The 24,578-nt window shown below is 74.2% G+C and carries 17 protein-coding genes; 10 read left to right on the top strand and 7 right to left on the bottom strand.

Features of this window, described 5'->3' with window-relative positions; all coding sequences use genetic code 11:
• The first annotated feature begins 73 nt into the window (after positions 1–73).
• From pnp to WMF24_RS24115, 4 genes are all read left to right on the top strand, one after another.
• Positions 74–2,353: a polyribonucleotide nucleotidyltransferase gene (pnp, locus tag WMF24_RS24130; protein ID WP_437729718.1), complete on the top strand. Its 2,280-nt coding sequence runs from the start codon at positions 74–76 to the stop codon at positions 2,351–2,353.
• A gap of 322 nt (positions 2,354–2,675) precedes the next feature.
• Positions 2,676–4,103 (top strand): pyruvate kinase, encoded by a 1,428-nt coding sequence (pyk, locus tag WMF24_RS24125; protein ID WP_437729717.1) that lies wholly within the window; start codon positions 2,676–2,678, stop codon positions 4,101–4,103.
• On the top strand, positions 4,100–6,037 hold the full coding sequence (locus WMF24_RS24120; protein WP_437729716.1) for a protein kinase domain-containing protein: 1,938 nt from the start codon (positions 4,100–4,102) through the stop codon (positions 6,035–6,037). The genes pyk and WMF24_RS24120 overlap by 4 nt, the downstream gene beginning before the upstream one ends.
• Before the next feature lie 93 nt (positions 6,038–6,130).
• A complete protein-coding gene (locus WMF24_RS24115; RefSeq protein WP_437729715.1) occupies positions 6,131–7,189 on the top strand; it encodes a hypothetical protein in 1,059 nt (352 codons plus the stop codon).
• A gap of 46 nt (positions 7,190–7,235) precedes the next feature.
• Here WMF24_RS24115 and WMF24_RS24110 read toward each other — a convergent pair whose 3' ends face one another.
• Complete coding sequence (locus WMF24_RS24110) at positions 7,236–7,994, bottom strand: class I SAM-dependent methyltransferase (RefSeq protein WP_437729714.1); 759 nt, start codon at positions 7,992–7,994, stop codon at positions 7,236–7,238.
• Between the two features lie 79 nt (positions 7,995–8,073).
• Here WMF24_RS24110 and WMF24_RS24105 point away from each other — a divergent pair, with 79 nt between their 5' ends.
• Positions 8,074–8,577 carry a hypothetical protein gene (locus tag WMF24_RS24105; protein WP_437729713.1) on the top strand — a complete coding sequence of 168 codons (504 nt, stop codon included), beginning with the start codon at positions 8,074–8,076 and terminating at the stop codon, positions 8,575–8,577.
• Here the strand turns inward: WMF24_RS24105 and WMF24_RS24100 are convergent.
• Both WMF24_RS24100 and WMF24_RS24095 read right to left on the bottom strand, forming a co-directional pair.
• Positions 8,571–13,703, bottom strand: a complete 5,133-nt coding sequence (locus tag WMF24_RS24100; protein WP_437729712.1) for a translocation/assembly module TamB domain-containing protein — start codon at positions 13,701–13,703, stop codon at positions 8,571–8,573. The two genes, WMF24_RS24105 and WMF24_RS24100, sit on opposite strands and share 7 nt — an antisense overlap.
• A 118-nt stretch (positions 13,704–13,821) precedes the next feature.
• Positions 13,822–15,528 (bottom strand): protein kinase domain-containing protein, encoded by a 1,707-nt coding sequence (locus WMF24_RS24095; protein WP_437729711.1) that lies wholly within the window; start codon positions 15,526–15,528, stop codon positions 13,822–13,824.
• Positions 15,529–15,737: 209 nt separating this feature from the next.
• Between WMF24_RS24095 and WMF24_RS24090 the strand changes: the two genes are divergently transcribed.
• Positions 15,738–17,228, top strand: coding sequence for an FAD-dependent oxidoreductase (locus WMF24_RS24090; protein WP_437729710.1), 1,491 nt, complete (start codon positions 15,738–15,740; stop codon positions 17,226–17,228).
• A gap of 42 nt (positions 17,229–17,270) precedes the next feature.
• Here the strand turns inward: WMF24_RS24090 and WMF24_RS24085 are convergent, their stop codons facing one another.
• A complete protein-coding gene (locus WMF24_RS24085; RefSeq protein ID WP_437729709.1) occupies positions 17,271–17,444 on the bottom strand; it encodes a hypothetical protein in 174 nt (57 codons plus the stop codon).
• Between WMF24_RS24085 and WMF24_RS24080 the strand changes: the two genes are divergently transcribed.
• Positions 17,443–18,198: a hypothetical protein gene (locus tag WMF24_RS24080; RefSeq protein WP_437729708.1), complete on the top strand. Its 756-nt coding sequence runs from the start codon at positions 17,443–17,445 to the stop codon at positions 18,196–18,198. The two genes, WMF24_RS24085 and WMF24_RS24080, sit on opposite strands and share 2 nt — an antisense overlap.
• Before the next feature lie 862 nt (positions 18,199–19,060).
• Here WMF24_RS24080 and WMF24_RS24075 read toward each other — a convergent pair.
• The gene (locus WMF24_RS24075; RefSeq protein WP_437729707.1) at positions 19,061–19,654 is read right to left on the bottom strand and encodes a hypothetical protein; all 594 of its coding nucleotides are present in this window, start codon (positions 19,652–19,654) and stop codon (positions 19,061–19,063) included.
• A 528-nt stretch (positions 19,655–20,182) separates the two neighbouring features.
• On the opposite strand from WMF24_RS24075, the gene WMF24_RS24070 reads away from it, so the two are divergent.
• From WMF24_RS24070 to WMF24_RS24060, 3 genes are all read left to right on the top strand, one after another.
• The gene (locus WMF24_RS24070) at positions 20,183–20,692 is read left to right on the top strand and encodes a GNAT family N-acetyltransferase (protein WP_437729706.1); all 510 of its coding nucleotides are present in this window, start codon (positions 20,183–20,185) and stop codon (positions 20,690–20,692) included.
• Positions 20,693–20,783: 91 nt separating this feature from the next.
• A complete protein-coding gene (locus tag WMF24_RS24065; RefSeq protein ID WP_437729705.1) occupies positions 20,784–21,392 on the top strand; it encodes a TetR family transcriptional regulator in 609 nt (202 codons plus the stop codon).
• A gap of 87 nt (positions 21,393–21,479) precedes the next feature.
• Positions 21,480–22,484, top strand: coding sequence for a Rieske 2Fe-2S domain-containing protein (locus WMF24_RS24060; protein WP_437729704.1), 1,005 nt, complete (start codon positions 21,480–21,482; stop codon positions 22,482–22,484).
• 16 nt (positions 22,485–22,500) lie between these two features.
• On the opposite strand, the gene WMF24_RS24055 is transcribed toward WMF24_RS24060, so the two are convergent.
• Both WMF24_RS24055 and WMF24_RS24050 read right to left on the bottom strand, forming a co-directional pair.
• Entirely contained in the window at positions 22,501–23,349 is an 849-nt protein-coding gene (locus WMF24_RS24055; RefSeq protein ID WP_437729703.1) for a ferritin-like domain-containing protein, read from the bottom strand.
• A gap of 219 nt (positions 23,350–23,568) precedes the next feature.
• Positions 23,569–24,495, bottom strand: coding sequence for a hypothetical protein (locus WMF24_RS24050; protein ID WP_437729702.1), 927 nt, complete (start codon positions 24,493–24,495; stop codon positions 23,569–23,571).
• Between the last annotated feature and the right edge of the window lie 83 nt (positions 24,496–24,578).

Below are 24,578 nucleotides of genomic sequence, written 5' to 3'. Positions count from 1 at the left end.
GAGCAGCCCCTCGCGCTCGGGCGTAGCGCCGCACGCAGCGGCCCTCGCGATCGCGAGAGAGAGCTGAAAACCAATGTTCGTTCGTGAATCCGTCATGGTGGGCGGCCGTGCCCTCACCCTCGAGACCGGCCGCCTGGCCAAGCAGGCGCACGGCGCCGTGCTCGTCACCTACGGCGACACCATGGTGCTCGTCACCGCGGTCTCGCAGGACGAGCGGCCGGGCCTCGACTTCTTCCCGCTCACCTGCGAGTTCGTCGAGAAGACGTACGCCGCCGGCAAGATCCCCGGCGGCTTCTTCAAGCGCGAGGCGCGCCAGCGCGAGGAGGAGATCCTCTCGAGCCGCCTCATGGACCGCCCGCTCCGCCCGCTCTTCCCGGAAGGCTTCAAGCGGGACACGCAGATCATCGCGACCGTCCTCTCCAGCGACAAGCAGAACAAGGCCGACGTCCTCGCCCTCACGGGCGCGAGCGCCGCGCTGCACATCTCGGACATCCCGTGGCACGGCCCCGTCGTCGGCGTGCGCGTGGGCCGGCTCGACGGCGAGTTCGTCGCGTACCCGACGGTCGCCGACATCGAGCGCTGCGACATCGATCTGGTCGTCGCCTGCTCGCGCGACGCGATCGTGATGGTCGAGGGCGGCGCCGCGGAGGCGACCGAGGCCGAGATCATCGACGCGCTGATGTTCGCGCACGAGACGGCGCAGCCGGTCATCGACCTCATCGAGAAGATGCGCGCCGCCGTGGGCAAGCCGAAGCGCGAGTTCGTCGCCCCGGCGCTGCCGGACGACGTGAAGCAGCGGGTCGCCCAGCTGGTCGACCAGGACCTCAGCGCCGCGACGCGGGTGACCGACAAGAAGGCGCGCTACGACGGCTACAGCACGCTCAAGAAGAAGCTGACCGAGACCCTCTCCGCCGAGCTCGGCGCCGAGAAGTTCCTGCCGCTCCAGGGGCTCGTGAAGGCCGAGTTCGAGGAGCGCAAGGCGCACGTCGTCCGGACCTACGTGATCGAGGAGGGCAAGCGCATCGACGGCCGCGACGGCAAGAGCATCCGGCCGATCATGTGCGAGGTGGGCCTGCTCCCGCGCGTGCACGGCAGCGCGCTGTTCCAGCGCGGCGAGACGCAGGCGATCGTCACGACGACGCTCGGCACCTCGACCGACGAGCAGAAGATCGACGGCCTGATGGGGGAGACGTGGAAGCGCTTCTACCTCCACTACAACTTCCCCCCCTTCTCGACCGGCGAGACGAAGCCGCTGCGCGGCCCCGGCCGCCGCGAGATCGGCCACGGCGCGCTCGCCGAGCGCGCGCTCTCCCGGATGATCCCGCCGCCGGATCAGTTCCCCTACACGATCCGCATCGTGTCGGAGACGCTGGAGTCGAACGGGTCGTCGTCGATGGCGGCGGTCTGCGGCGGGTGCCTGTCGCTCATGGACGCGGGCGTGCCGATCAAGTCGCCCGTCGCCGGCATCGCGATGGGGCTCATCATGGAGGGCCAGCGCTACGCGGTGCTCTCGGACATCCTCGGCGACGAGGATCACCTCGGCGACATGGACTTCAAGGTCTGCGGAACGGCGCGCGGCGTGACGGCGATCCAGATGGACATCAAGATCGCGGGCCTGAGCCGGCAGATCCTGATGCAGGCGCTCGATCAGGCGCGCGAGGGGCGGCTCCACATCCTGAACAAGATGCTGGAGACGCTGCCGACGACGCGGCCCGAGCTCAGCCAGTACGCGCCGCGCATCACCACGGTGCGCGTGAAGCCCGACCAGATCCGGCTCATCATCGGCCCCGGCGGCAAGACCATCAAGGGCATCGTCGACCAGACCGGCGTCGCGATCGACGTCGAGGACGACGGCACCGTGAACGTCGCGTCGTCGGACTCGGAGGCGGTGCGGAAGGCGCTCGACATCATCAAGGGCCTGACGGCCGAGCCCGAGGTCGGCGCGACGTACAAGGGCACGGTCAAGCGCATCACCGACTTCGGCGCGTTCGTCGAGATCCTGCCGAACACCGATGGCCTGCTGCACATCTCCGAGATGGCGCACACGCGCGTCGAGCGCGTCGAGGACGTCCTCAAGGAGGGCGACTCGCTCGACGTGAAGGTGCTGAGCGTCGATCGCGACGGGAAGATCCGGCTGAGCCGGCGCGAGCTGCTCCCGCTCCCCGAGGGCGAGGAGGGCGATCGGGCGCGCGAGCGCATGGCGCAGGCGCGCGACGCGGGCCCGCCCCCGCGGCGCGACGGCCCGGGCGGCGGCCGAGGCGGCGATCGCGATCGCGGCCCGCGGCCCGGCATGGACCGCGACCGCGACCGCGGCGCGCCGCCGCCGCGCGAGCGCCGCGAGCGCCGCTCCTAGTCAGAGCGCCGCGAGCGCCGCTCCTGGTCGGACGCCCTCCGAGAAGGGGAGGCCATGCCGCGCTGCGGCGCACCGCTGGGCCTCCCCGCCGCTTGCTCCCCATCACGAAGATCCCTTGATCCGCGTCGATCCGCGGGCCTGCGCCGCGATCGCCGCGCGGCGGCGGGCCGGCGCGACCGGCGGCTGCGTTGACGCGCGCGGCCCTGACGCGCGTCGGAGCTCGACCATCCATCGAGCTGCTTTGTTGGAATCCGATGAACTCCGCATGGCCCCTTCACAATCAGGGTAGTGTCGAGACCCCTGCTCGTGGCATGCTCCGCCCGTGCTCGTACGCAGAGCGAAAATCGTCTGTACCATTGGCCCATCGTGTGACTCTCAAACGACGCTGGAGCAGCTCATCCGCGCCGGTATGGATGTCGCTCGACTCAACTTCTCTCACGGCTCGCACGAGGATCATGGCAGAGCGATCGCCACGGTCCGTGCGGCTGCGGAGGCCTGCGGAAAGCCTGTGGCGATCCTGCAGGACCTGTGCGGCCCCAAGATCCGAGCCGGTCGCTTCCCCGGCAACACCTTCGAGGTCGCTGACGGGGCTTCGGTCACCCTTGTCGAGGCAAACAGGGACAGCCCGGTTGCCACGCCCGGCGAGATCCCGATCCTCTACGAGGGGCTCGCCTCGGACCTGCAGCCGGGCGACATCGTCCTGATCGACGACGGCCGCGTGGTGGTCACCGTCACCAAGGTCGAGGGCGAGCGCGTCCACGCCGGCGTGACGCAGGGAGGACGCCTGCGCGATCGCGTCGGCGTGCACCTGCCCGCCAGGCGCGTGCGCATCTCCGCCCTCACCGAGAAGGACAAGGCCGACCTGAGCTTCGGGCTCGCGCAGGGGGTCGATTACGTCGCCCTCTCGTTCGTGCGCAACGCGGACGAGGTGCGGCACGTGCGCGACATCTGCGAGGCCTGGGGTCGCCCGACGCCGATCGTCTCGAAGATCGAGACGCCCGGCGCCATCGACAACCTCGAGTCGATCATCCTCGCCTCGGACGGGGTCATGGTGGCGCGCGGCGATCTCGGCGTGGAGTTCAACCCGGAGCGGGTGCCGATCATCCAGCGCGAGATCCTCGGCCTCGCCCGCGTGCACCAGAAGCCGGTCATCGTCGCCACCGAGATGCTCCAGTCGATGGTCACGGCGACGCGCCCGACGCGCGCCGAGGCGAGCGACGTGGCGACGGCCGTCTTCGACGGCACCGACGCGGTCATGCTCTCGCAGGAGACCGCGACCGGCGCCCACCCGCCGCTCGTCGTGCGGATGATGGCCCGCATCGTCACCGAGGCCGAGCAGAGCTCGTTCTACCGGTATCTCTCGAGCGAGCAGCCCGGCCAGCGCGCCAACGTCGCCGAGGCGACCGCGCGCGCCGCGTGCGACATCGCGAAGGACATCGGCGCGAAGCTCATCATCGCCTTCACGGAGAGCGGCCTCACCGCGCGGTACGCGTCGAAGGCGCGCCCCGTGGTGCCGATCGTCGCCTTCTCGCCGAACGACACGACGCGCCGGCGGCTCGCGCTGCTCTGGGGCGTGGTGCCGTTCCCCGTCGACGCGCTCCGGAACTCGGACGAGATGATCGAGCGCGCCACCGGGCAGCTCCTCGCGAACGGCCTCGTCTCACCGGGCGACAAGCTCGTCACCATCTATGGCGCCCCCGTGGGCGTCTCGGGGTCGACCAACGCGATTCGGGTGAAGGTTGTTGAATGAGCCTGCCCGCCCCCGATAGGGGCTCGACGGGCGAGCAGGACTCCAGATACGCGGGCGCAGGAGGCCTCCCGAAGCTCGACAAGTACGAGCTGATCGAGGAGATCGGCCACGGCGGGATGGCCACGGTCTACCGCGCCCGCGACCCGCGCCTCCGCCGCGAGGTCGCGGTCAAGATCATCCACAAGCACCTGCGCGAGAACGCCGAGGTCGGCACGCGCTTCGTCGCCGAGGCGCGCGCGGCGGCGAAGCTGCGCCACCCCGGCATCGTCGAGGTGTACGACGTCTCCAGCGAGCAGGACCGCGAGCGCTACCTCGTCGTCGAGCTGCTCCGCGGCTCCACGCTGCGCAAGATCCTGAGCGCCCACCGCGACATGCCGGCCGAGATCGGCGCCGCCGTGGTGCTGGAGCTCTGCGACGCGCTGGAGCACGCGCACGCGGCCGGGATCATCCACCGCGACGTCAAGCCCGAGAACGTGCTCGTCGAGCTGCCCTCCGACCGCGACGGCGCGAGCTGGGACGGCGCGGGGGTGGTCATCAAGCTGACCGACTTCGGCATCGCCAAGATCCTCGACGCCCAGGGCGTCACCTCGACCGGGCAGGTCCTCGGCTCGCCGGCCCACATGGCGCCGGAGCAGATCGACGGGGGCGAGGTCGACGCGCGCACCGACGTGTTCGCGCTCGGGGTGCTCTTCTACGAGTGCCTCGTCGGGCACCTTCCGTTCGAAGGCAAGAACCCGGCGCAGGTGCTCCGCAAGGTGCTCGAGGGGGTCTACCCGGAGGCCGAGCGCGAGCGGCCCGCCGTGGGCGCGCGGTGGAGCCGGATCGTCGCGGCGGCCCTCGCGCACGACATCGCGGCCCGCACGGCGAGCCCGAGGGCGCTCGCCGATCAGATCCGGGCCGAGCTCGCGGAGCTCGGCGTGGTGGAGCCGCGCGTCGAGCTCGCCGCGTACTTCGCGAACCCGGCGGGCTACGCCGAGCGGCATGTGGCGCAGCTCGTCCCGCGGCTCGTCGCGCGCGCAGAGGCAGCCCGAAAGCGCGGCGACGTGCCGGGCGCGGCCGGCGACTACAACCGGGCCCTCGCCCTCGCGCCGAACGACCTCTCCATCCTCAAGCGGGTCGCGCGGCTGAACGCGAGCCGCAGCCGGCGGAGGCTCGCGCAGCGCGCGCTCGCCGTGGCGCTCGGGTCGGCGGCGCTGGGCGTCGGCGCGTTCGCGATCGCCCGCGCCTTCCGCGAGCCCCCGCCGGCGGACGGGGGCGCGCAGACGCCGCCCGGGCCGCCGCCGGCGCCCCTCGACAACCTGGTCCCGTCGCCGAACGTGCGCGCGGTCGCGCCGCGCGCCACGGTCGCGCCGCGCGCCACGGACGCGCAGCGCGCCACGGACGCGCCGCAGGCCGTGGACGTGGCGCACGCGCCGCGCTCCCGCGCGCGGCCGCAGCCCCCGCCGGCCGCGTCGCAGGCGGAGGAGCCGGCCGTCCGTGACGTGGTCTTCCAGATCGTCCCGAGCGGCGCGAAGCTCGTGCTCGACGGCGTCGAGATCAACTGGTTCGGCGCGAACAAGGTCACGCCGCTCAAGATCGGCGCCCACACCGTCCACATCAGCGTGCCGAACTCGCGGTGCTGCAAGCCGTACTCGGGCGTCATCTCGGTCGTCGCGCCCAGGCCGGGCGTCACCGCGCCGCAGCGGATCGTGCACCGCCTGGAGATCCTGCCGAGCACGGTCGTCCTGAGCGGCGCCCCGCCGAGCGCGCAGTACGCGTGCCCGCAGATCGGCCTCATCGGCTACGCGGGCAGCCCGCAGACCGTGACCCTGAGCGACGTGTTCTGGAGCGGGCGCTGTATCTTCACGCCAGCGACCCCGGACGCCGCGCCGCGCGTCGGCAACGTGACGCTCGTGGCCGGCGAATCGAACACCGTTTTCTGGCCGTCCGGTTGAAGGGATCGCCGGCGTACACCGTCATTCCCGCACGGCCCCCTGAAATCTCAGCATCCCTGTCGAAACTCCGCTACATCACGGCGACCCCTCCGCATGGCCGCGCGAACTCCAGGCGGACAATCTCCCGGCGCTCGCTTCCCATCGGTCGGGAGCCGCCGCGCCCTGCGCGCGCCGCGGCGCCTCGCGGCGGCGGCGGGCGCCGTCGCGCTGTGCCTCGCGGGCAGCGCGCGGGCCGACGACATGCAGCAGATCGAGGTCGCCAAGACGCGCTTCGACGCCGGGAACTACGAGGAGGCCGTGAGCCGCTTCGCGGCGATGCTCGACCCGGCGAACCCTCCCTGCGAGCGCGGCCCGACCGACGCCGCGAGCAAGCCGTGCAGGATCTCCGAGCCCGAGCTGATCGAGCGGGCGCGCGGCCTCGCCGCCGCGGCGCTCGTGGCGCTCCGGCGCACGAGCGAGGCGGACGCGTACATCGAGCAGATCCTCCTCGCGAACCCGGGGTACGCGCCGAACCCGGCGTTGTTCCAGCCCGAGGTCATCGATCGGTTCTCCGCGGTCCGGGCGCGCATCCGGGCGCGGATCGAGGAGGTGACGCAGCAGCGGGCCGAGGCGCAGCGCGCGGAGCGGCTGCGGATCGAGCAGAGCCGCCAGGAAGAGCGCCGCTGGATCGCCGAGCTCCAGCGCCTCGCCGGGCGCGAGCGGGTCGTGGAGCAGCACTCCCGCTGGATCGCGATGCTGCCCTTCGGGGTGGGGCAGTTCCAGAACGGCGACGAGGGCTTCGGCTGGTTCTTCCTCGTCAGCCAGGCCGTCGCCGGCGGGACCTCGATCGTCTCGGCGCTGGCGCTCGCCAGCTACCAGAACGTCGACGTCACGTCGAGATCCCCGCCCCAGGGCGGCGGCCCCACGCAGAGCGTCGACATCGACGCGCTGAACCAGCGCATCAGCACCGTGACCGCCGTCAACCGCGTGGCCTTCGGGGCCTTCGCGACCCTGGTCGCGGCCGGGGTCGCCCACGCGCAGATCACGTTCGTGCCGCAGACGGTCGGGTTCCGCACGCGCCCCGTGCCGCCGGCGCCCCCGAGCTTCACCGCCGCGCCGACGATCTCCGCGCTCCCCGGCGGCCTCTACGCGGGCGTCGCCGGCCGGTTCTGATCGAGACCGCCGGCGCGGCGCCGCCGAGCCGGCCGCGCCTCGCGGCTCACGCCTTCTGCGCGGCGGCGATCCAGAAGCCGCCGAGCTGCGCGAGCGGCGAGTCGCAGAGCGCCCACTCCGCCCGGCGCAGGAGCCGGCCCAGGCCGGGCACGCGCATCGCGGCCGCGAACGGCGTCACGATGCGCACGCCCCGCGACGCGACGACGCGCACGCCCGGCGGCATCAGCTCGGCGGCGGCGCGCGGCGCGTCGAAGCGCGTGTAGACGGCGCTCTCGCGGGTCCTGTCGCTGATGGCGCCCGCCGGGCCGAGCTTCTTCACGAGCCCGCGCAGGCTGTGGGGGTTGTAGAACTCGGCGATCACGTGCCCGCCGGGCCGCACGACGCGCGCCATCTCCGACAGCGCTCGGCGCACGTCCTCGACGTGGGCGAGCACCTTGAAGGAGCAGGCGACGTCGAAGGTCCCGTCGGCGAACGGCAGCGCGGTGGCGCTGCCCTCCACGACGTCGAGGCCGCGCTCGCGGGCGCGCTCGAGCATGCCGGGGGAGAGATCGACCCCGTGTGCGGAGCGCGCGAACTCGCGGATCCGCGCGAGCAAGAGCCCCGTCCCGCACCCGACCTCGAGCACGTCGCGCCCCTCTCCGAAGCGGCGCACGAAGTCGACCTCGAGCGCGTCGACGAGGTCGTGGTAGCCCCCGGGATCCCGGCCCCCGCGTCGGGCCTCGTAGCGCGCCGAGAACTCGTCGTAGTACGCCCGCGTCGCGCGCAGGTGTTCGTCCGCCTTCGCCTCTTCCGTCTGGGATCGCATGGGCTCGCTATAGTACCCCTCGGCGCGCGCGGCTTGCGTCGGGGCCGAGAGGGGCGCATCTCTCCTGCGAGGTGACCCCATGAAGCCCGGCGACCATCCTGATTTCTTCCGGTTCGCGCCGCCCCCAGGGACCTCGCGCGAGAGCTCGATCCGGCTCGATCGCGAGGGCCGCTTCTGGCACGACGGCGCCCGCGTCGACCACCCGGCGCTCGAGCGCGGGCTCCGGTCGTGGATCGCGCGGCACCCGGACGACGGCCGCCCGATCCTCACGAACGGCTACGACTGGTGCTACTTCCAGGTCGACGCGGCCCCGCTCTTCGTCGACGCGCTCCGGATCGACGAGGGCGGCGGCGTCACGCTCGTCCTCTTCGACGGCACCGAGGAGCCGCTCGATCCGGCGACGCTCTCCGTCGGCGACGACGGCGTCGTGTACGCGCGCGCGCGCGGCGGCGCCCTGGAGGCGCGCTTCACGCGCCACGCGCAGTCGCAGCTCGCCCCGCTGCTCGTCGAGGCCGAGCCGCCAACGCTCCGCGTCGACGGCCGCGAGGTCCGGCTGCCGCCGCGGAGCGCCGCCGCTCAGTAGCGGTACTGCCAGAGCAGGTCGAGCACGCCCGAGGTCTTCTGGCGCTCGTCGACGCCCACGGTGCCGCGGAGCGTCCAGTGCTTGTTGATGCGCCAGTCGACGGTGATCTCGGTCCGCGTGCCGCGCTCGCTCGCCGTGCCGCCGGGGGTCGGCCCGCCGGGGCTCTGCGTGCTGCTGCCCTGCACCGCGCCCTCCTGGAAGGTCGCCAGCGCCGTGACATCGTCGTTCAGCCGGTAGACGAGGCTCGTCCGCAGCGAGCCCTCCGAGGTCGTCCCGAAGCGCGTCGACAGCCCGCGCAGCGGCGCGATGCCGCTCAGCAGCGCGTTGAACTGCGCCGCCGCGAGCTCGCCGCCGACCGACGCGGCGACGCTGCCCGCCGCCTGCCGCGCGGACATCTCGGCGCCCGCCGCCTGCCCCCCCTCGGAGAAGTCGGCGCCGAACAGGAGCCGCGCGAGAATGTCCTGCTGCGAGCTCGGCGGGTTCGACGTGAAGCGGAGCTTCTCGTTCGTGATCGGCCGGAGCGTGCCGTTGTAGGTCGCGTAGATGCGCGTGCCGTCGGGGGCGTCCCAGTACGCCCTGACGTTGAGGTGCGGGTTCGACGGCTCCTCCTCGCGCAGGCGCACGCGCCCGCCCTCGATGATCTCGAACACCTTGCCGTAGATCTCGAGCTCGCCGCGCCGGAGCACGATGTCCCCCGACACCCGCGCGTCCTCGCCGAGCACGACCCGGGGCGGCGTGTCGTTGTCGCTCGTCAGGCGGAGCCGCAGCCCCGCGCCGGTGACCTGCGCGTCGTCCACGTAGAACGTCATCGCGTAGCGGAGCGCGTCCCGCGCGCGCCTCTGCTTCTCCGGCCCGAGCGGCTGGCGGACGGAGATGTCGGGGTTGTCGTCGAGCGGCTGCACGTTCCGGCTGCTCGTCGCCGGCAGCGCGAGGCGGAGCGTGGGGACCGTGGCGTACAGCGCGATCTCGCCGGGCTTCTTCTCCGCGACGAACGACAGCGCCCCCGAGGCCGTGCCGAGCGGCACCCCCTCGAGCGTGAGCGGCAGCGCCTGGTCCTCGGCGATGGTCAGCGCCCCGGCGCCGTCGCGCAGCGCGAGCCCGTCGAGCCGGAACAGCGCCCAGCCCTGCGCCAGCCCGGTCATGCCCGCGGCGCGGAAGCCCTCGATCCGGAGGACGCCTTCGTCGGCCGTGATGCGGGCGGCCACGTCGCGCAGCTCCTGGCCGAACTCCGGGATGTGCACGACGCCCTCGCTCACCTCCAGCCGGGCGCTCAGGCTGCCCTCCTCGTCGCCGGACGCGCCGCCGAGCGCGACGCGGAGGTCGCCGTCCAGGATGCCGTCGACCTTGCTCACCAGCCGGCCGACGAGGGGCTGCAGCGTCGCGAGCCGGAAGCGCTCCGCGGAGAGGGCGAGCTCCGTGCGCTCGCCGTCGGGGACCGGGATGAGCCCGCCGCGGAAGCGCACGCTGGCGTGAGCGCTCGCCCGGAGCTTGCCGCCGCGCGGCCCGTCGAGCGCGAGCTCGGTGACGCGGAGGTCTCCGCGCTCGCCGCCGGGCCTGGGGTCGACCTGCAGCGAGAGCACGCCGCGCTGGAAGGCGAGGTCGCCCCCGAGGGAGAGATCCGGCAGCGTGAGGCGCGCCGTGAGCTTCGGCGCGACGTTGAGATCGCGCATCTCGATCTCGCCGCTGACGTGCCCGTCGATGCCGCTGTCGCCGAGCAGCGGGATCTCGCCGAGCGGCACGCCGCGCAGCGTGGCGCGGAGGGCGCCGGTCCACGCCGGGGGCGGGCGCGCGCCCTTCAGCGCGCGCGGCGACGGCGGCGAGAGCAGGCGATCGAGCGGCGCGATCACCTGGCCGCGCACGGCCGCGATCTCGCGCGCGCCGCGCGTGACGTGCGCGTCGAGCGTCGCCTTCTCGCTGTCGTACGTGACCCACGCGTCGAGGTCGGTCGGGAACAGGAGGTCCGTCACCTCCGGCGCGTCCTTCGGCGCGTACAGGAAGCCCCAGGCGAGGGTGCGCGCCGTCACGACAGGGCGCGCGACCGTGCCGCTCGCGTAGGCGTCGATCCGCACCTCGCCGCCGATCGGCGGGAGCGCCTCGCGCACGAACGAGGGCAGGGTGGTGAGCTCGTCCAGAGAGCGCCGCGGGACGGAGACCTTCGCCGTGATCGGCGCGCGCAAGAGCGACGCCCACCGGCCCGCGGGCGGCCCGGCGAGCGCGGCGAGGTCGAGATCGATCGCGCCGGACGCGTCGGCGAGGATGCCGCCGTCGAACAGGGTCAGCGCGGCCTCCGCCCTGCCTGTCGCGCCGTTCAGCGAGCCCTCGAGCCGGCCATCGATGAAGCGCGACTCCCAGGCTGGGCGCTCGGCGCCGATGCGGTGCGGCCCGGCGAGCGCGAGGCCCTGCGTCCGCACGAGCGCGTCGTGCAGCGATGGGAACGGCTCGCCGGCCGCGCGCGACACCCGGAAGCGCGTCGTGAGCTTGCCGCGCACCTCGCTCAGGAGGTGGCCGATCGGCATGAGCTGCGCGAGGCACCCGAGATCCCAGTCGTCGGCGGCGACCTCGGCCTCGCCGACAAGGGCGGCCCACGTCTCGGCGCGCAGGAGCGGCCCCGTCAGCGTGCCCTCGGCGCCGGAGACGCGCACGCTCGCGAGCGGGCCGGCGCACCGCGGCGCGGCGCCCTCCCACGGCGGCCCTCCGGTCGCGGGCGGCGCCTTGCCGTCGATGCGCACGAGCGCGTCGGCCTTGAGCTGGTCGCGCTCGAAGGTCGCCGAGAGTTTGGCCGAGACGCCGGACAGGAACGCCACCTCGCCCCCCTCGAGCTCCAGCCGCACGTGGCCCGAGCGGCCGGTCCTTCGATCGTGAGCGAGCGCGACGTCGATGTCGGCGCGGCCGCGCACGCGGAGCGGGATCCCGAGCAGGCGCGCGAGGCGGCCGAGGTCGATGCCCTCGCCCCGGAGGTCCCCGGTGACGTCGTCGCCGCGCACCGCGAGCCGCCCCCTCACCGAGCCGAGCTGCGCGGAGGTGAGCTCGAGCCCCTCGACGGCGACCCCGCCGGCCGAGGGGGCGATCGCCGCGATCTTCCCCGCGACCTCGGCGCCCTCGCGCCGGAGCTTGAGGTCGACGTCGCGGAGCGCGCCGGTGGCGGAGCTCAGCCGGGCCGAGGCGCTCAGGGCGTCGTCGCCGTCGGTGACCGTCGCGCTGAGCCTCGGCGAGGCGAGGGAGCCGGAGATCCGCGCGGTGACCTCGTCGTAGGTGTGGCCGCCGGCGAGCGCCTCCTGGCCGGAGAGCGAGGCGTCGAGCGCCAGCGCGTCGAGCGGCCCGGAGACCGGCCCGGAGACCCGCCCGGCGACGCGCGCGCTGGCGAGGCCGACGTTGGGGCCGACCCGGACCCCGGAGAGCGCGCCCTCGAACCGCGCGTCGAGCGCGCCCTCGCGCAGGGTCCCCTCGACGCGCACGCGGCCGGCGCCGTCGATGATCCCGGCGAGGCGCGGCGCGGCGGCGATCGTCGGGACGTCGGCCGTCGCCGCGAAGCGGACGCCCTGGCCCCCCGGGAGGAGCGAGATCGCGGCGTCGATCGGCGCGCCCGGCTCGTGGAGGTGCACGCGCGCGTCGAGCTCGCCGCGGTCGAGGACGAGGTGGACGTCCGCCGCCGGCACGGGCTGGCCGAGCAGCGCGGTGGGCTCGGTCCGCGCCTCGACGGCGAGCCGGAGCTCGTCGCCCACCTCGACGCGCACCCGGCCCTCGCCCGTGATCGTGGGCGCCGGCTCGCCGCCGGCCCCCGGCGCGGCGCTCGCTCCGGCGGAGCCGGCTCGCGCCGAGGAGGCGCCGGGGCGGGCGAGCGACGCGCCTCGGCGAGCCGGCGCGGCGCCGCGTCGGCCGGGGAAGGCCCCGAGCCGCGACGGTAAGGCAGCGGTCCGAGCCGGCGCGGCGCCCGCTTGCGCCGGGGCGGCGCCCGCCTGCGCCGGGGCGGCGCCCGCCTGCGCCGGCGCGGCGCCGAGCTCTGCGCCCGACGCGGAGAGCTGCACGCCGAAGAGCCGCAGGTCGACGTCCTCCGCCAGCGCGTGAGCGTCGAGCCGGACGGGGCCCGTCACGTCCAGCCGCCCCGCGAGCGCGAGGGTGCCGCCCGCCGGGCCGGCAGGGATCGCCGAGGCCGTGGCGACGACGTCGAGATGGGGGAGATCGCCGTTCAGGGCCACGCGCGCGGAGACCGGCTCGGTGAGCGGGTGATCCGGGAGCAGGCTGCGCAGCTGCTCCGGCGTGGCGCGCGGGACGCTGACGTTGGCCTCGAGGTGATCCTCGTCGAGCACGGCCCGCGCGGTGATCTCGACGTCGGCGAGCCGGCCGGCGAAGCTGCTCCACATCCGGACCTCGTCGCCGGCGCGGAGGTGGTAGTTCGCGGTGCCCGCCGTCCTGGCGGGCAGGAAGGCGCGATCCACGAGGCCGGTCTGATCGACGTCGACCGCGACGCCGTCCGGCCCGACGTGCAGCGACCCGACGAGCCGGCTGACGTCGGCGTCCAGCGCGCGCGGCGGCGCGAGCTGCCCGTGGACCCAGCCGCGCCCGATCTCGACGCGCGACAGGGCGACGAGGACGTCGCGCGACGGCCCGCCGGGCGCGGCCGAGGGCGGGCGGGTCGGCGGCAGCGGCGTGAACGTGTCGGCGAGCGTCACGCCCCCCGCGCCGCTGCTCTGCACGAGCACCTCGATCTGCTCGACGCGGATGTACGGGACCTCGATGCGCAGCGCGCTCGTCCCGAAGAGCGCGCTCTCCAGCATCGCGAGCACGTCGGCCCGCGCCTCGATGCCGCTCGCGCGGATCACCGCGGTCCCGCGCGGATCGAGCGCGACAGCGGCGCGGATCCGCACGCCGTCGAGGCCGAGCGCGTCGATCTCGTCGGCGACGATCTTCCCCTCGAACAGCGAGCCGAGGAGCCGGTTCGTCGCGTCGCGGGCGACCCGGCGCGCGGCGGGCGTGTCGAGGTGGAGCGCGACGCCCGCGGCCGTGGCGCCGGCGAACGTCAGCGTGAGCCCGACCGCCGCCGCCGCGGCCGACGCCGCCCGGCGCATGCGTCCCGGCGCGCGCGGCGGTGCTGCGGGCCGCGGCTCTGGTGCGGGGTCGGGCGTCACGGGGCTAGCTTAGTACGCGCGGCCCCCGGCGACCGTGCCGCCGCGCTGCGCGGGCCATCGGGGTGCGCCCGCGGCGCCCCTGGCGCGCCCCGGGGAATCGCGCGCCGGCGCCGCGCGTTCAGCCAGCGAGCCGCTCCAGCTCCACGAAGAGCGTGCCGAGCTCCGGCTTCGACCGGAGCGGCGCGCAGAACCGGCTGGCGAGGTGGAGCATCTCCGCGTCGAGCTGGTCCGCCCTGCGGCCGATCTCGGCGATGCGCTCCTGGGACTCCCGCCGCCTGGCCTCGAGCTGCCGGTCGAGCTCCTCGAGCCGCTCGCGCAGCTTCTTGATCTGCGCGTCCACCTCGGCCACCTCGTGCTCGCGGGCGATCGCCTCGCTCTCCGCCTCGTAGTCGGCCTTCCGCGCCGCGTACCACCCCTCGACCAGATCGGCGAGCTTCCGGTAGCTGGCGGCGAGCTCGAGGTACGGCTCGGCGAACCCGCACCGGCCCTCCCAGCGCACCGCCTCCTTGTGCGCGCTGAGCACCGCGGGGATGAACGCCTGCGTGGCCGCGGTGAGCGGCGCCACCCTGGCGCGGAACGAGCGCGCCTCGTCGCGCGTGAGCGAGGCGTCCACCGTGAGCGCATCCATCGCCCGCCCGATCTGCATCCGGCCGTCGCGCCACTCCTCGGCGACGCCCTCGAGGCGCCGCTGCTCGTCGAGGGCCCTGGAGCGGAGCTCGGCGTGCTCCCGCACGAGGCCGCGCAGCCCGTCGAGCTGCCGCTGGATCTCCGCCGGCGGCGACGCGCCGAACGCGCGGGACGTCATCCGCTCGAACAGGTCGAGCCGGCTGACCCAGGGGTCGCGCCCGGCGCCCCGCGTGCGCACCGACGAGTCGCGCGGCATCGCCTCCGGCGGCGGCGGGAGCGCGATCCGGTTCGCGGCCGCGATCTCCTCGAGCTCCGCGAGCACGCGGTACGCGTCCACGGGGCGGTCCGAGGGGGCCTTCGCCAGCAGCGCGCTGACCAGCCGGTCGAGCGCCTCCGGCATCTCCGGGGCGAGCTCCCGGAGGTGCGGCGGCTGCTCGTTCATGTGCTTGAGGATCCAGCTCGCCGGATCGGGCGCGTCGAACGGCAGCCGCTGCGTGATCATCTCGAACATGATGACGCCGAGCGAGTAGAGGTCGGCCGGGGGGCCCGCGTCGATGGTCGTGCTGCGCTCGGGCGCCATGTACTGCGGCGTGCCGAAGATCTCGCCGAGGTTCGTGAGCCGCGCGTCCTGCGCGCACCGGGCGATGCCGAAGTCGAGGAGCTTCACCCAGTCCCCCTTCAGCAGGAACACGTTCTCGGGCTTGAGATCGCGGTGGACGACGTCGAAGTCGTGCGCGCGGCCGAGGGCGCGCGCCATCTGGACCCAGATGGGCAGCGCCCGCGCGAGCGGCACCCGGCTGCGCTCCACCACGTCGGCGAGGCTCGTCCCCTGGAGCAGCTCCATCACGAGGAAGGGGAGCCCGTCGTCGGTGTCGCCCTGATCGAAGATCTCGATGATGTTCGGGTGGGCGAGCCGCTGCGCGTGACGCGCCTCGCGCCGGAAGCGCTCGCGCGTCGTCGTGTCCTGCGCGAACTCCCGGTTCAGGATCTTGATGGCGCACGGCGTGCCGATCAGCTTGTTGTACGCCCGGTAGACCGTGGCCATGCCGCCGATGCCGAGCCCCTGCTCGATGACGTAGCGGCCCGCGATCGACATCCCGATGCGGGGGTCCTTCTCGGAGACGAGCGACGAGCCATCGATGAAGCAGAAGGCGCTGTCGGCCGGGTAACGCTGATGGCACTGCGGGCAGGTCTTCATGGCGGGCACGTCGGCTGCAAGGTTACACTCTACGAGGCGCCGTTCTCGAGGGTCAACGCTCGCCGCGCGCCGCGGCGCTTTGTCCGATCGGCGGGTTGCCAGGCGTTGCGCGTCGTCGCCCATCGTCTTCCCCGTTCCCCGGGGCGCGAACGATCCGCGACGTCGCGCGACGCCGGGCGGAGCTCGCCGCGTTATGTTGTCTGGACGTCATGGACGAGGCCCCCTTGCGCGCGGTGGTGATCGGCTCGGGTGTCGGCGGCGCCGCCGCGGCGCTGCTCCTGGCGCACGCTGGCATCCCGACCGTCCTCGCGGAGAAGGAGCGCCGGCTGGGCGGCTCCGCTGCGGCGTACGAGCGGGACGGCTTCCGCGTCGACACAGGCACGCACATGCTCTGCCGCGGCGAGGACGGCCCGCTCGGCGACGTGCTCCGCCGCGTCGGCCAGGCCGACGCGATCACCTTCCGGCAGAGCAGCGAGCCCGCCGCGCTCTCCTTCGCGGGCCGCGTCGTGCAGGCCGAGCTGAGGCGGCTCGCCGGAGCCGCGCGGGTTCTCGCGCGCGGCCTCGAGCTCACGCCCCTGGAGGCGGCGCGCGCCGCGCGCCTCGTCGCGCACGCGACCGCGATGCGGGACGTGGACCTGGCCTCGTGCGACGACGTGACGGCCGAGGCCTACGCCGCCCGCTTCCTCCCGCGCGCCGCGGCCGCGGCCCGGCTCGGCGCTCTGCTGGCGCTGCCGCTGCTGCTGCCCGGCGCCGAGGCCTCGGCGGGCGAGGCGCTCCTCGCGTGGCGCCGGCTCGTCCGCCCCGGCCAGCAGCGCTACCCGGAGGGCGGCGCAGCGCGCGTCCCCGACGTCTTCTGCCGCCTGGCCCGGGAGCTCGGCGCCGCCGTGTGGACGGGCGCGGCCGTGCGCCGCGTCGTCGTGCGCGACCGGCGCGTGCGCGGCGTGGAGCTCGAGGACGGCACCGCGCTGCCAGCGCGCGTCGTGGTGAGCACCGCCGGCCTGCTGTCCACCGTCTCGGCGCTCGTCGGCGAGCCGCATTTCCCCGAGGCGTACGTGGCGCGCGCCCGCGCGCTCGCGCCGCAGCCGAGGCTGGCCCAGGTGAGGATCGCCTTGCGCCGGCGGCGCATCGCGGCGGGCGCGCTCGCGGGCCTCGCGGGCGGCGACCGCGACGGCGCGCCGGCCCTGCCCTTCTACTGTCTCGTGCCGACGCGCTTCGACCCGTCGCTCGCGCCGCCCGGGCACGAGCTGCTCTGCGCGTGCGCCGTGTCCGGCGCGCTCGGCGGTGCGCCCGCCGCGTCCGCCGACGCGCTCCTCCGCGCGCTCGACGGCGCGGCGCCCGGCCTCCTCTCCGACGCGCTCTTCATCGACGGCTCGCCCGCCGACGGGCGCGGGGACGCGTTCGCCGCGGGCGACGCGCTCGCGGCGGGGATCGCGCAGACGCCCGGCCAGGTCGGCCGCGCGCGCCCGGCGGTGTACACGCCCATCCGCGGGCTCTACCTCGCGGGGCGCGCCGCCGGCGGCCGCGGCGCCGGGATGGAGCTCGCGGCCTCGAGCGCGGTGGAGTGCGTCGATCGCATCCTCGTCGATCTTGGCCGCGATCTCGGCGCGCCCGCGCCGCCCGCGCTGCGCGACATCGCCGGCGCGCTGCTCGGGCGCGCCGCCGCCTCCGCCGTGTCCTGGGCCGCGCGCCCCCGCGGATAGCCCGCGCGGACCGGCCGGCGGGCCCGCCGAGCGCCCGGCGCCTCAGCGCGGCGTCGTGGAGCCGCGGCTGGCGCGCGCGAGCGCGTCGAACGGGAGGTTCTGATCCTCGAACACGGCGTCGAGCTCCTCGCTGCCCTTTTCCCGCACGCCCGAGCGCGGGGACAGCTCGGGACGCACCGAGGAGGGCGGGGCGAGGCGCGCCGACAGCGGCGCCATGGTCCTGATCGAGGGCGGGGCCTCCGTGCCCGAGGGCACGCCGCGCGGGACGGCGCGCGCCGACGGAGGCGGGCTCGACAGCGACCGCACGGTCGGCGGGCTCGGCAGCCGCGTGGAGGAGGGCGGCCCGGCGTGCGAGCTCGACGGTGGCATCGGCGTCGGCCGGTGGGACGAGGACGGCGGCACGCCGCTCGACAGGCGCGACGACGGCGGCGCGCCGCCCGGCAAGCGCGACGACGGCGGCGGCGGCGCGCTCGGCCGCGCGCGCGTCGACGGGGGCGGCGGGGTCGAGAGCACCGCGCGGGCGGGCGCCCCGCGCGTCGAGGGGGGCGGGGTCGACAGGCGGGCGCCCGCAGCGGCGGCCGGCTGGACGGGCGGCAGGCCCGGGAGCGCGCGCGTGGAGGGCGGCGGCACCGAGCGCGGCGCCGCCGACGCGGCGTACGGGCCCGGCTGCGCGCGGACCGACGGCGGCGGCGCGGAGCGCACCGGCGACGGGGCACGGGCCGACAGCGGCGCGCTGGACGGCGGCGCCGGGGTGGGCGTGCCGCTCGTCAGGGGCGTCCGGACCGACGGCGGGGAACCGGAGCGCGACGACGGCGGCGGCATGGTGCTCTGGCCCGACGCCACGTCGCCGCGCCGCTGCGCGAGCCGCGGATCGGCGCTCGCGCCCGGCCGCTGCGCCGCGCGCGGATCCGCGCCCGCGGCCCCCCTGGCGACGACGGTCTCGCTGCGCTGCGCGCCGATCAACGTGTAGCGCCCGCTGCCCTCGTCGCGCCGCCCTCCGTCGCGCTGCGCGCTCATCTCGCGCGTGTCGCGCAGCGCGCCGTTCAGCATGGCCTCGAGCTCGCGCTCGCTGACCTCCTCGTCGAGCCGCACAAGCGTGGAGCGTACGTCCCGGGCAAGCGCGTCGAACTCGGCCGGATCGGTCGCGTAGACGCTGTTGGAAAGGATGATCGCGAGCGGCCGTCGCTCGGCGGCGATCGTCGCGGCCGTCGCCGCGTCGCATCGGTGCAGGAGCACCCCGCAGCCCGGCGCCACCGTGAGGCACAGGCTGAAGAGCGCCGGCCACGCCGGATCAAGGACCACAAGAATGCTGGGTACATGAAGCGGGGTTGCGGTGATCTGCGCGCGACGGTCCATGGCAGATCGAGGATAACTGAAACAAACGGCTGGATCGTAGTTCTCTTTCTCTAGGTCGGTCATTTTCGCTCTGCTTGTGCGTTCTGCAATGAGGCCAGCGGCGCAGATCTCCTACAGCCAGATTGTCTGTGTGCGGCGCGCCCCGCTCCGCGCGTCCTCGCTCTGCGCGTCCTGGCGCTGGGCGTCCTCGCTCCGCGTGTCCCCGCGCTGCGCTGGGCGCGCCTTTTTCCGCCGCGCGTGCATTCCCTCGCCGCGCGCTCGCGTCGCGCTCTCCCTCTCGCGTCTGCTCGGCGGCAGGCGCGCTGCGCCGGGCAGACGGGCGAGCGACGCGCGCCCTCCGCCGGGGTGAGCGGCGGAGGGCGCGCGTCGCGGCAACACCGGTGTCGCGGTGGGCGCCGCGTCACCGGTGGACGCCGGGCGATGACGTGGTGCGATGTCCGCGCCGCGCGCGGCCGCCTCGCCCGGCGCCCCGGCGATCACAGCCCCGTGTAGATGGTGGCGAAGGAGGCCGCCTCGCCGCGGAGCAGCAGGTTGAGCCGCGGGTTCGGGACCTTGAAGGTGTGAATCTTCGCGTTGCGCACGTCGAGCACCGCGAAGGCGCCGCCGGGCGTGCTCTCGGCGAGGCCGTTCATCAGCAGGTTCAGCACGACGGACACGCGCTTCGACGACAGCGGCTCGCCGCGGAAATACATCTTGATCACGTGGGGCGTGCCGTCGATGACGAGCCCGAGCTCCGGATTGACGTTGATCTCGAGATCGCCGAGGCGGTACGTCGACGTCGGCGGCTCGAACCACGTCATCTTCGCCGAGGCGAGGAACTTGCGGTATCCGTTCACCACCGACGGGTAGATGCGGCGGCGCCGCTCGTCGTGCTGCGCCGCGAGGAATGCGTCGAGCACGCTGGTGGGCTTTCCGCTCCTGTGCATGTCGACGATCGCCTCGCGCACCTGCCTGTAAAAGTCCGTGTGGAGCTCGTCCTTCCGCTCCTTGAACTCCCTGACGCCGGTCAGCTTCGGCGTCCCGGCCTTGAGAACGAAGTCGACAAAGTACGTGAGCGAGATCTTTTCCATGAAGAAGTCTCCTCCAGAACGAAGCGTTCAGGCGCGCCATTTACACGCGTCGTGCGAGAGACACGCCGTCGCGCCGCGTTTTTGATGTCTACCATGGATAGCCATCTTCGACCCGTCCGAAAAGGGATCGATCGGACGGACATTGTCCCAACCTCCGAGGGTCGGACGGTCGCGGTGTTGCGCGAGAAAAACTGTGTAATGTCATATATTTGCATCTCCGGGCAGCGTCCTTCGCACCGGGCTGCGCCGGGTTCCTGTAGGCTCTGTCGGGTCATGACGAGAGGAGGCGCGCGACGGTGAGAATCGACAGAAACCAACTGTTGTCCGTGGGTATCCTGTGGAGAACGGGAATCGGCGGGACGACTCGATGCGTCGACGAGGTCGGACGTGGTCTGTCACAGCCCGGCGCTCGACGGCGCTTGACGCCGCCCGCGCGCCGGGGACGGCGTCGATCGTCGCCCCAGGCGACCGCGGAGCGGCGTGACGGCGGGGCGGCGGCGGCGCGTCGGCCGGAGAGGAGCGCGGGTGATGAACATCAGGTCTGAGCGCGCGGGCGACGAGGCATCGATCCGCGCTGTCCACCTCGCGGCGTTCCCCTCGGCGATGGAGGCCGACCTCGTCGACAGGCTGCGGGCCGCGGGGCGCGCGGTGGTCTCGCTCGTCGCGGAGATCGACGGCGCCATCGTCGGACATGTCCTGTTCAGCCCGGTGGCGATCGCCGGCCCCGGCGCCCCCGGCGGCGGGCTCGGCCTCGCGCCGCTCGCGGTCTCGCCGGGCTTTCAGGGCCGCGGCGTCGGCTCGGCGCTGGCGCGGGAGGGCATCGCGGCGTGCAGGGGCGCCGGCTGCGCCTTCGCCGTCGTCCTCGGCGAGCCGGCGTACTACGCCCGGTTCGGGTTCACGAAGGCCAGCCTGTTCGGCCTCGGCAACGAGTACGCGGCAGACGAGGAGTTCATGGCCCTGGAGCTCGCGGCGGGCGCGCTGAAGGGAGCCCGAGGCGTCGTGACCTACAGCCCCGAGTTCGGCGTCTTCGCAGCCTGACCCGCCGCCACGACGCGGGCCAGGGCGACCCCACGGCCCGGCGCCGGGGATCGGGCTTGCATACATACGTTCGTGAATGTATATAAGAGGGGTGCGACGGACGAAGGACGAGGCGGCGGCGACCCGCGAGCAGATCCTCGACGCGGCGCTGCGGGTCTTCAGCCAGAAGGGGTACTCGGCGGCGACGCTCCAGGACGTCGCCGCCGAGGCAGGGCTGACGCGGGGCGCGGTGTACTGGCACTTCCAGGGCAAGGCGGAGCTCTACACGGCGCTCGTCGGCGAGCGCTTCGCGAAGGCGAGCGAGGTCCTCGCCGAGGCGCTGTCCCCGCGGTACGCGCCGCTCGAGGCGATAGAGCGCCTGCTCACGCGGTCGCTCGAGGTCGTGGAGGAAGACGCGGAGTACCGCGCGGTCGTCTCGATATCGCTGTTCAAGACCGAGCTCACCCCCGAGCTCGAGCCCGGGTTCCAGCAGAAGATCGCGAGCCAGCGCCGCCTCGTCGACACGCTCGCCGACCTCGTCCGCAAGGGGATCGCGGCCGGCCAGATCGACCGCGCCACCGACCCGAGGGCCGCGGCGCTCGCGGCCGTCAGCCTCGTGAACGGCGCGATCGCGCTCTCCCTCATGGACCCGAAGATGCTGGAGTCGAGGGCCGCCGTGCGCCGCATGGTCGCGACGTTCGTCCGCGGGCTCCGGCGCTGAGACAGCCGCCCTCTCACCGCTCCTGTTCTGCCCTCTGCTCGTGTGTCAATTTACATACATTCATGGTTGTTTGCTGGAGGTGAAGCCATGTTCCTCAGGCCGTACTGGTATGTGGCCTGCGCGTCGGCGCAGCTCGGGGCGGCGCCGCGCGCCGCCCGCGTCCTCGATCAGGACATCGTCGTGTTCCGCGGAGACGGCGGCAGGCCCCGGGCGCTCGCGGATCGCTGCTGCCACCGCGGGGTCAAGCTGTCGCTCGGGCGCGTGACCGGCGGGGAGCTCGCGTGCGGATACCACGGCTGGCGGTTCGACGGCGGCGGCGCGTGCGTGCACATTCCGTCGCTCGCGCCGGGCAGGCGCATCCCGGAGAGGTGCGGTGTGCCCGCGTTCCCGTGCGTGGAGCAGGACGGGTACGTGTGGGTCTGGCTCGGCGGCGGCGAGGGCGCGCCGCCGCCCGCTCCCTCGATCGACGGCTTCGCGGCGCACCGCTGGGACCAGGGCTCGGTGGAGCACCAGTGCGCCGCGCTCAAGGGCCTGGAGAACAACCTCGACTGGTGTCATCCGGTGTTCGCGCACCCGTGGACGCACGGGCAATTCTACATCGCGCTGCTCCGCGGGCTGCGCGAGCAGCTCCTGGAGATGCGGGTGACGCCGGACGGGATGACGCTGCGCGGGCCGGTCCGCGAGGACGGCGGCGCGCCCGGGGGGCGATCGACCGAGACGCTTCTCTCGTTCACGCTCCCCGACCGCGTCGAGGTCCGCTCGTTGGGCGGGCCGTCGCGCCGGATCGTCCTGCACTTCGTGCCGACCGCGCCCGACCGGTGCCGCATGGAGTGGCTCGTCGCGCGGGCGCTGCCGTTCGGGCCGCGCGTGCGCTTCCGCCGGGACGAGCCGGCGATCCTCCGGCAGGACCGGCTCCTCCTGGAGAGCGCCGAGCGGACGGCGGCGGAGCACGGCGCCCTCGGCGAGCACCACGTCGAGGCGGACGCGCCCACGCTGCTCCTGCGCCGCATCGTCGGCTGGGCGGCGCGCGGCGAGTGGGAGCAGCGGCGCGCGAGCCTGCCGGAGCGGCGGGTCGTCCGGGTGGTGTCGTAGCGGCGTCCGGCCTGGGTCAGGCCGCCGAGCGGCGCCACGCCGAGCGCGCGTCGACGCCGTGCTCGGCGAAGCGGGGCACGTAGTCCCGCTCCACGGCGCGCTCGAGGATCTCGCCGTAGCGGGCGACCGGCATGAGGCCCCAGGCGCGGTCGTCGCCGGAGATCGCCGCGCGCCGCGCGCCGCCGGCGGGCATGTAGCTCCGGCGCAGCCGCGCGAACATGGCGGGGAGCTCGCGCTCGACGAGCTGGCGCACCGCCGGCGCGCACGGCAGCTCGAGCAGGTGGCGGAGCAGCGTCCAGCCGAAGTCGCGGTGCCGCACCTCGTCGCGCAGGATGCGGTCGAGCGCCCGGCGCGCGGCAGGGACGGCGCACCCCTCGCGGAGCACCTTGAAGAGCGGGACGGCGACCGTCTCTCCGAGGCAGAAGATCTCGACGCCCGCCCGCGCGACGGAGAGCTCGAGCGGCTCGTCTCCGTGGCCCTTGAGCCCCAGCGTCTCGCGGCGGAGCGGCGCCAGGGCCCCGCCGCCCGCGAGGACGTGGACGCGATGGCTGAGGCGCGCGTGCGCGAGCTCGTCCTTGACGATGCGCAGGCCGTCGTCGATGAGATCGGGCGACGCGCCCATCTGGATGAGCCAGAGCGTGAGGTGCTGCGTGATCGCCGCCGAGCGGTACTCGGCCTCGATGCGCCGCCCCCACTCGCCGCGCACCGCGTCGCTCGCCGGAGGCAGCGGGGCGCGCGGCGCCTGCTCCGCGCCTGCGGCGCTGTCCTGCTCCGCGTCAGCGGCGCTGTCCTGCTCCGCGCCAGCGGCGCCGTCCTGCTCTGCGCCAGCGGCGCTGTCTTGCTCTTCGTCGGGGGTGTCTGTCATGGGGTCACGCTGATCACCGGTCTTGCCAGGATCCGGAGAGAGAGCTCACCGCAAAGACGCCAGAAGCGCAAGGACGCACTCTATTGATCCTTGTTGCGCCTTTGCGCCTTTGCGTTGAAATCTCTCCGGATCCTCGGCACAACTCGGGAACCGAAAACCAGACTCCGGGTCAGGGGGCGGCAAGACGAGAAGGTGGCAGCGCGCCGGCCCCGGAGGAGCTCACCCTCCGGTGGTCGCCGCGGAGGGCGGCAGGCAGACGCTCATGGTCCTCCCGCACGCGGCGCAGGTCGCCCCGTCGGGAGACGAGGCGACGCAGGGGTTGACGACGACCTCCTGGCAGCGCGTCCCGGCCGGACACGGCGCGTCGACCTCGCCGCACGGCAGGCTCGGGAAGCAGCCCGCCGCGGACAGCGCCGGGGTCCCCGAGCCCTCGGCGCAGCCCGGCACGAGCCACTGACACGCCGGCCCCAGGGCCGCGCACTCCTCCCCGCTGGCGGCCGAGAGACAGTCCTCGGGCGGCGGTGGGGGCGGCGGGTTGCACGCGACCGCGATCGTCACGGACCACGTGCCCTCGACGCTGCAGGTCATCGTTGTCGGCTCGGGGCAATCGGGCGGGCCGTCATAGGAGCAGCTCTCGCCGAGCAGCGAGCACGCGCTGCCAGCGGCCGGCATCTCGTCGGGGCACGCCGGCGGCGGCGGGTTGCACGCGAGCGGCTTCGTCTCGACCGTCCATGTGGCGTCCGCGCCGCAGGTCGCCGTGCTCCTCTCTGGGCAATCGGCCGGGCCGACGTACGGGCAGCTCACGCCGACGTCGGAGCACGCGCTGCCCGCCTTCGGCAGCTGATCGGGGCACGCCGGCGGCGGCGGCGGCGGCGGCGGCGGATTGCAGGTCGGCGTCAGGTCGATCCACCTCCCATCCGAGCACCGGGCTTCGATGGGGCTGCCGCACCCGTCCTCGCCGTAGTTGCAGGAGAGATCCTCCTCCTCGCAGCTCGATCCCATCGCCGGCCGCGTCTCGGGACAGCTCCCTTCCGTGATCGTCGGGTCGCACCCCGGCAGCGCCACCGCGCCAGCGAACGAGGCCGCCGCCGCGACGGTCACGACGAAGGGGGACCGGAGCACCTTGCGCTTCTTCTGGATGGCCATGACTCGTGATGTCCTTTCTGTGGCACAACATGGCGCAAGGTCCGTTCTTGCGCGCCCTGCGGCCAGCGTGAGCAAACGAGGGG

The sequence above is a fragment of the Sorangium sp. So ce1335 genome (assembly GCF_051521615.1).
Taxonomy (GTDB): Bacteria; Myxococcota_A; Polyangia; order Polyangiales; family Polyangiaceae; genus Sorangium.
The sequence above is the reverse complement of the archived record's forward strand: the minus strand, read 5'-3'. Positions and strand labels throughout refer to the sequence as shown.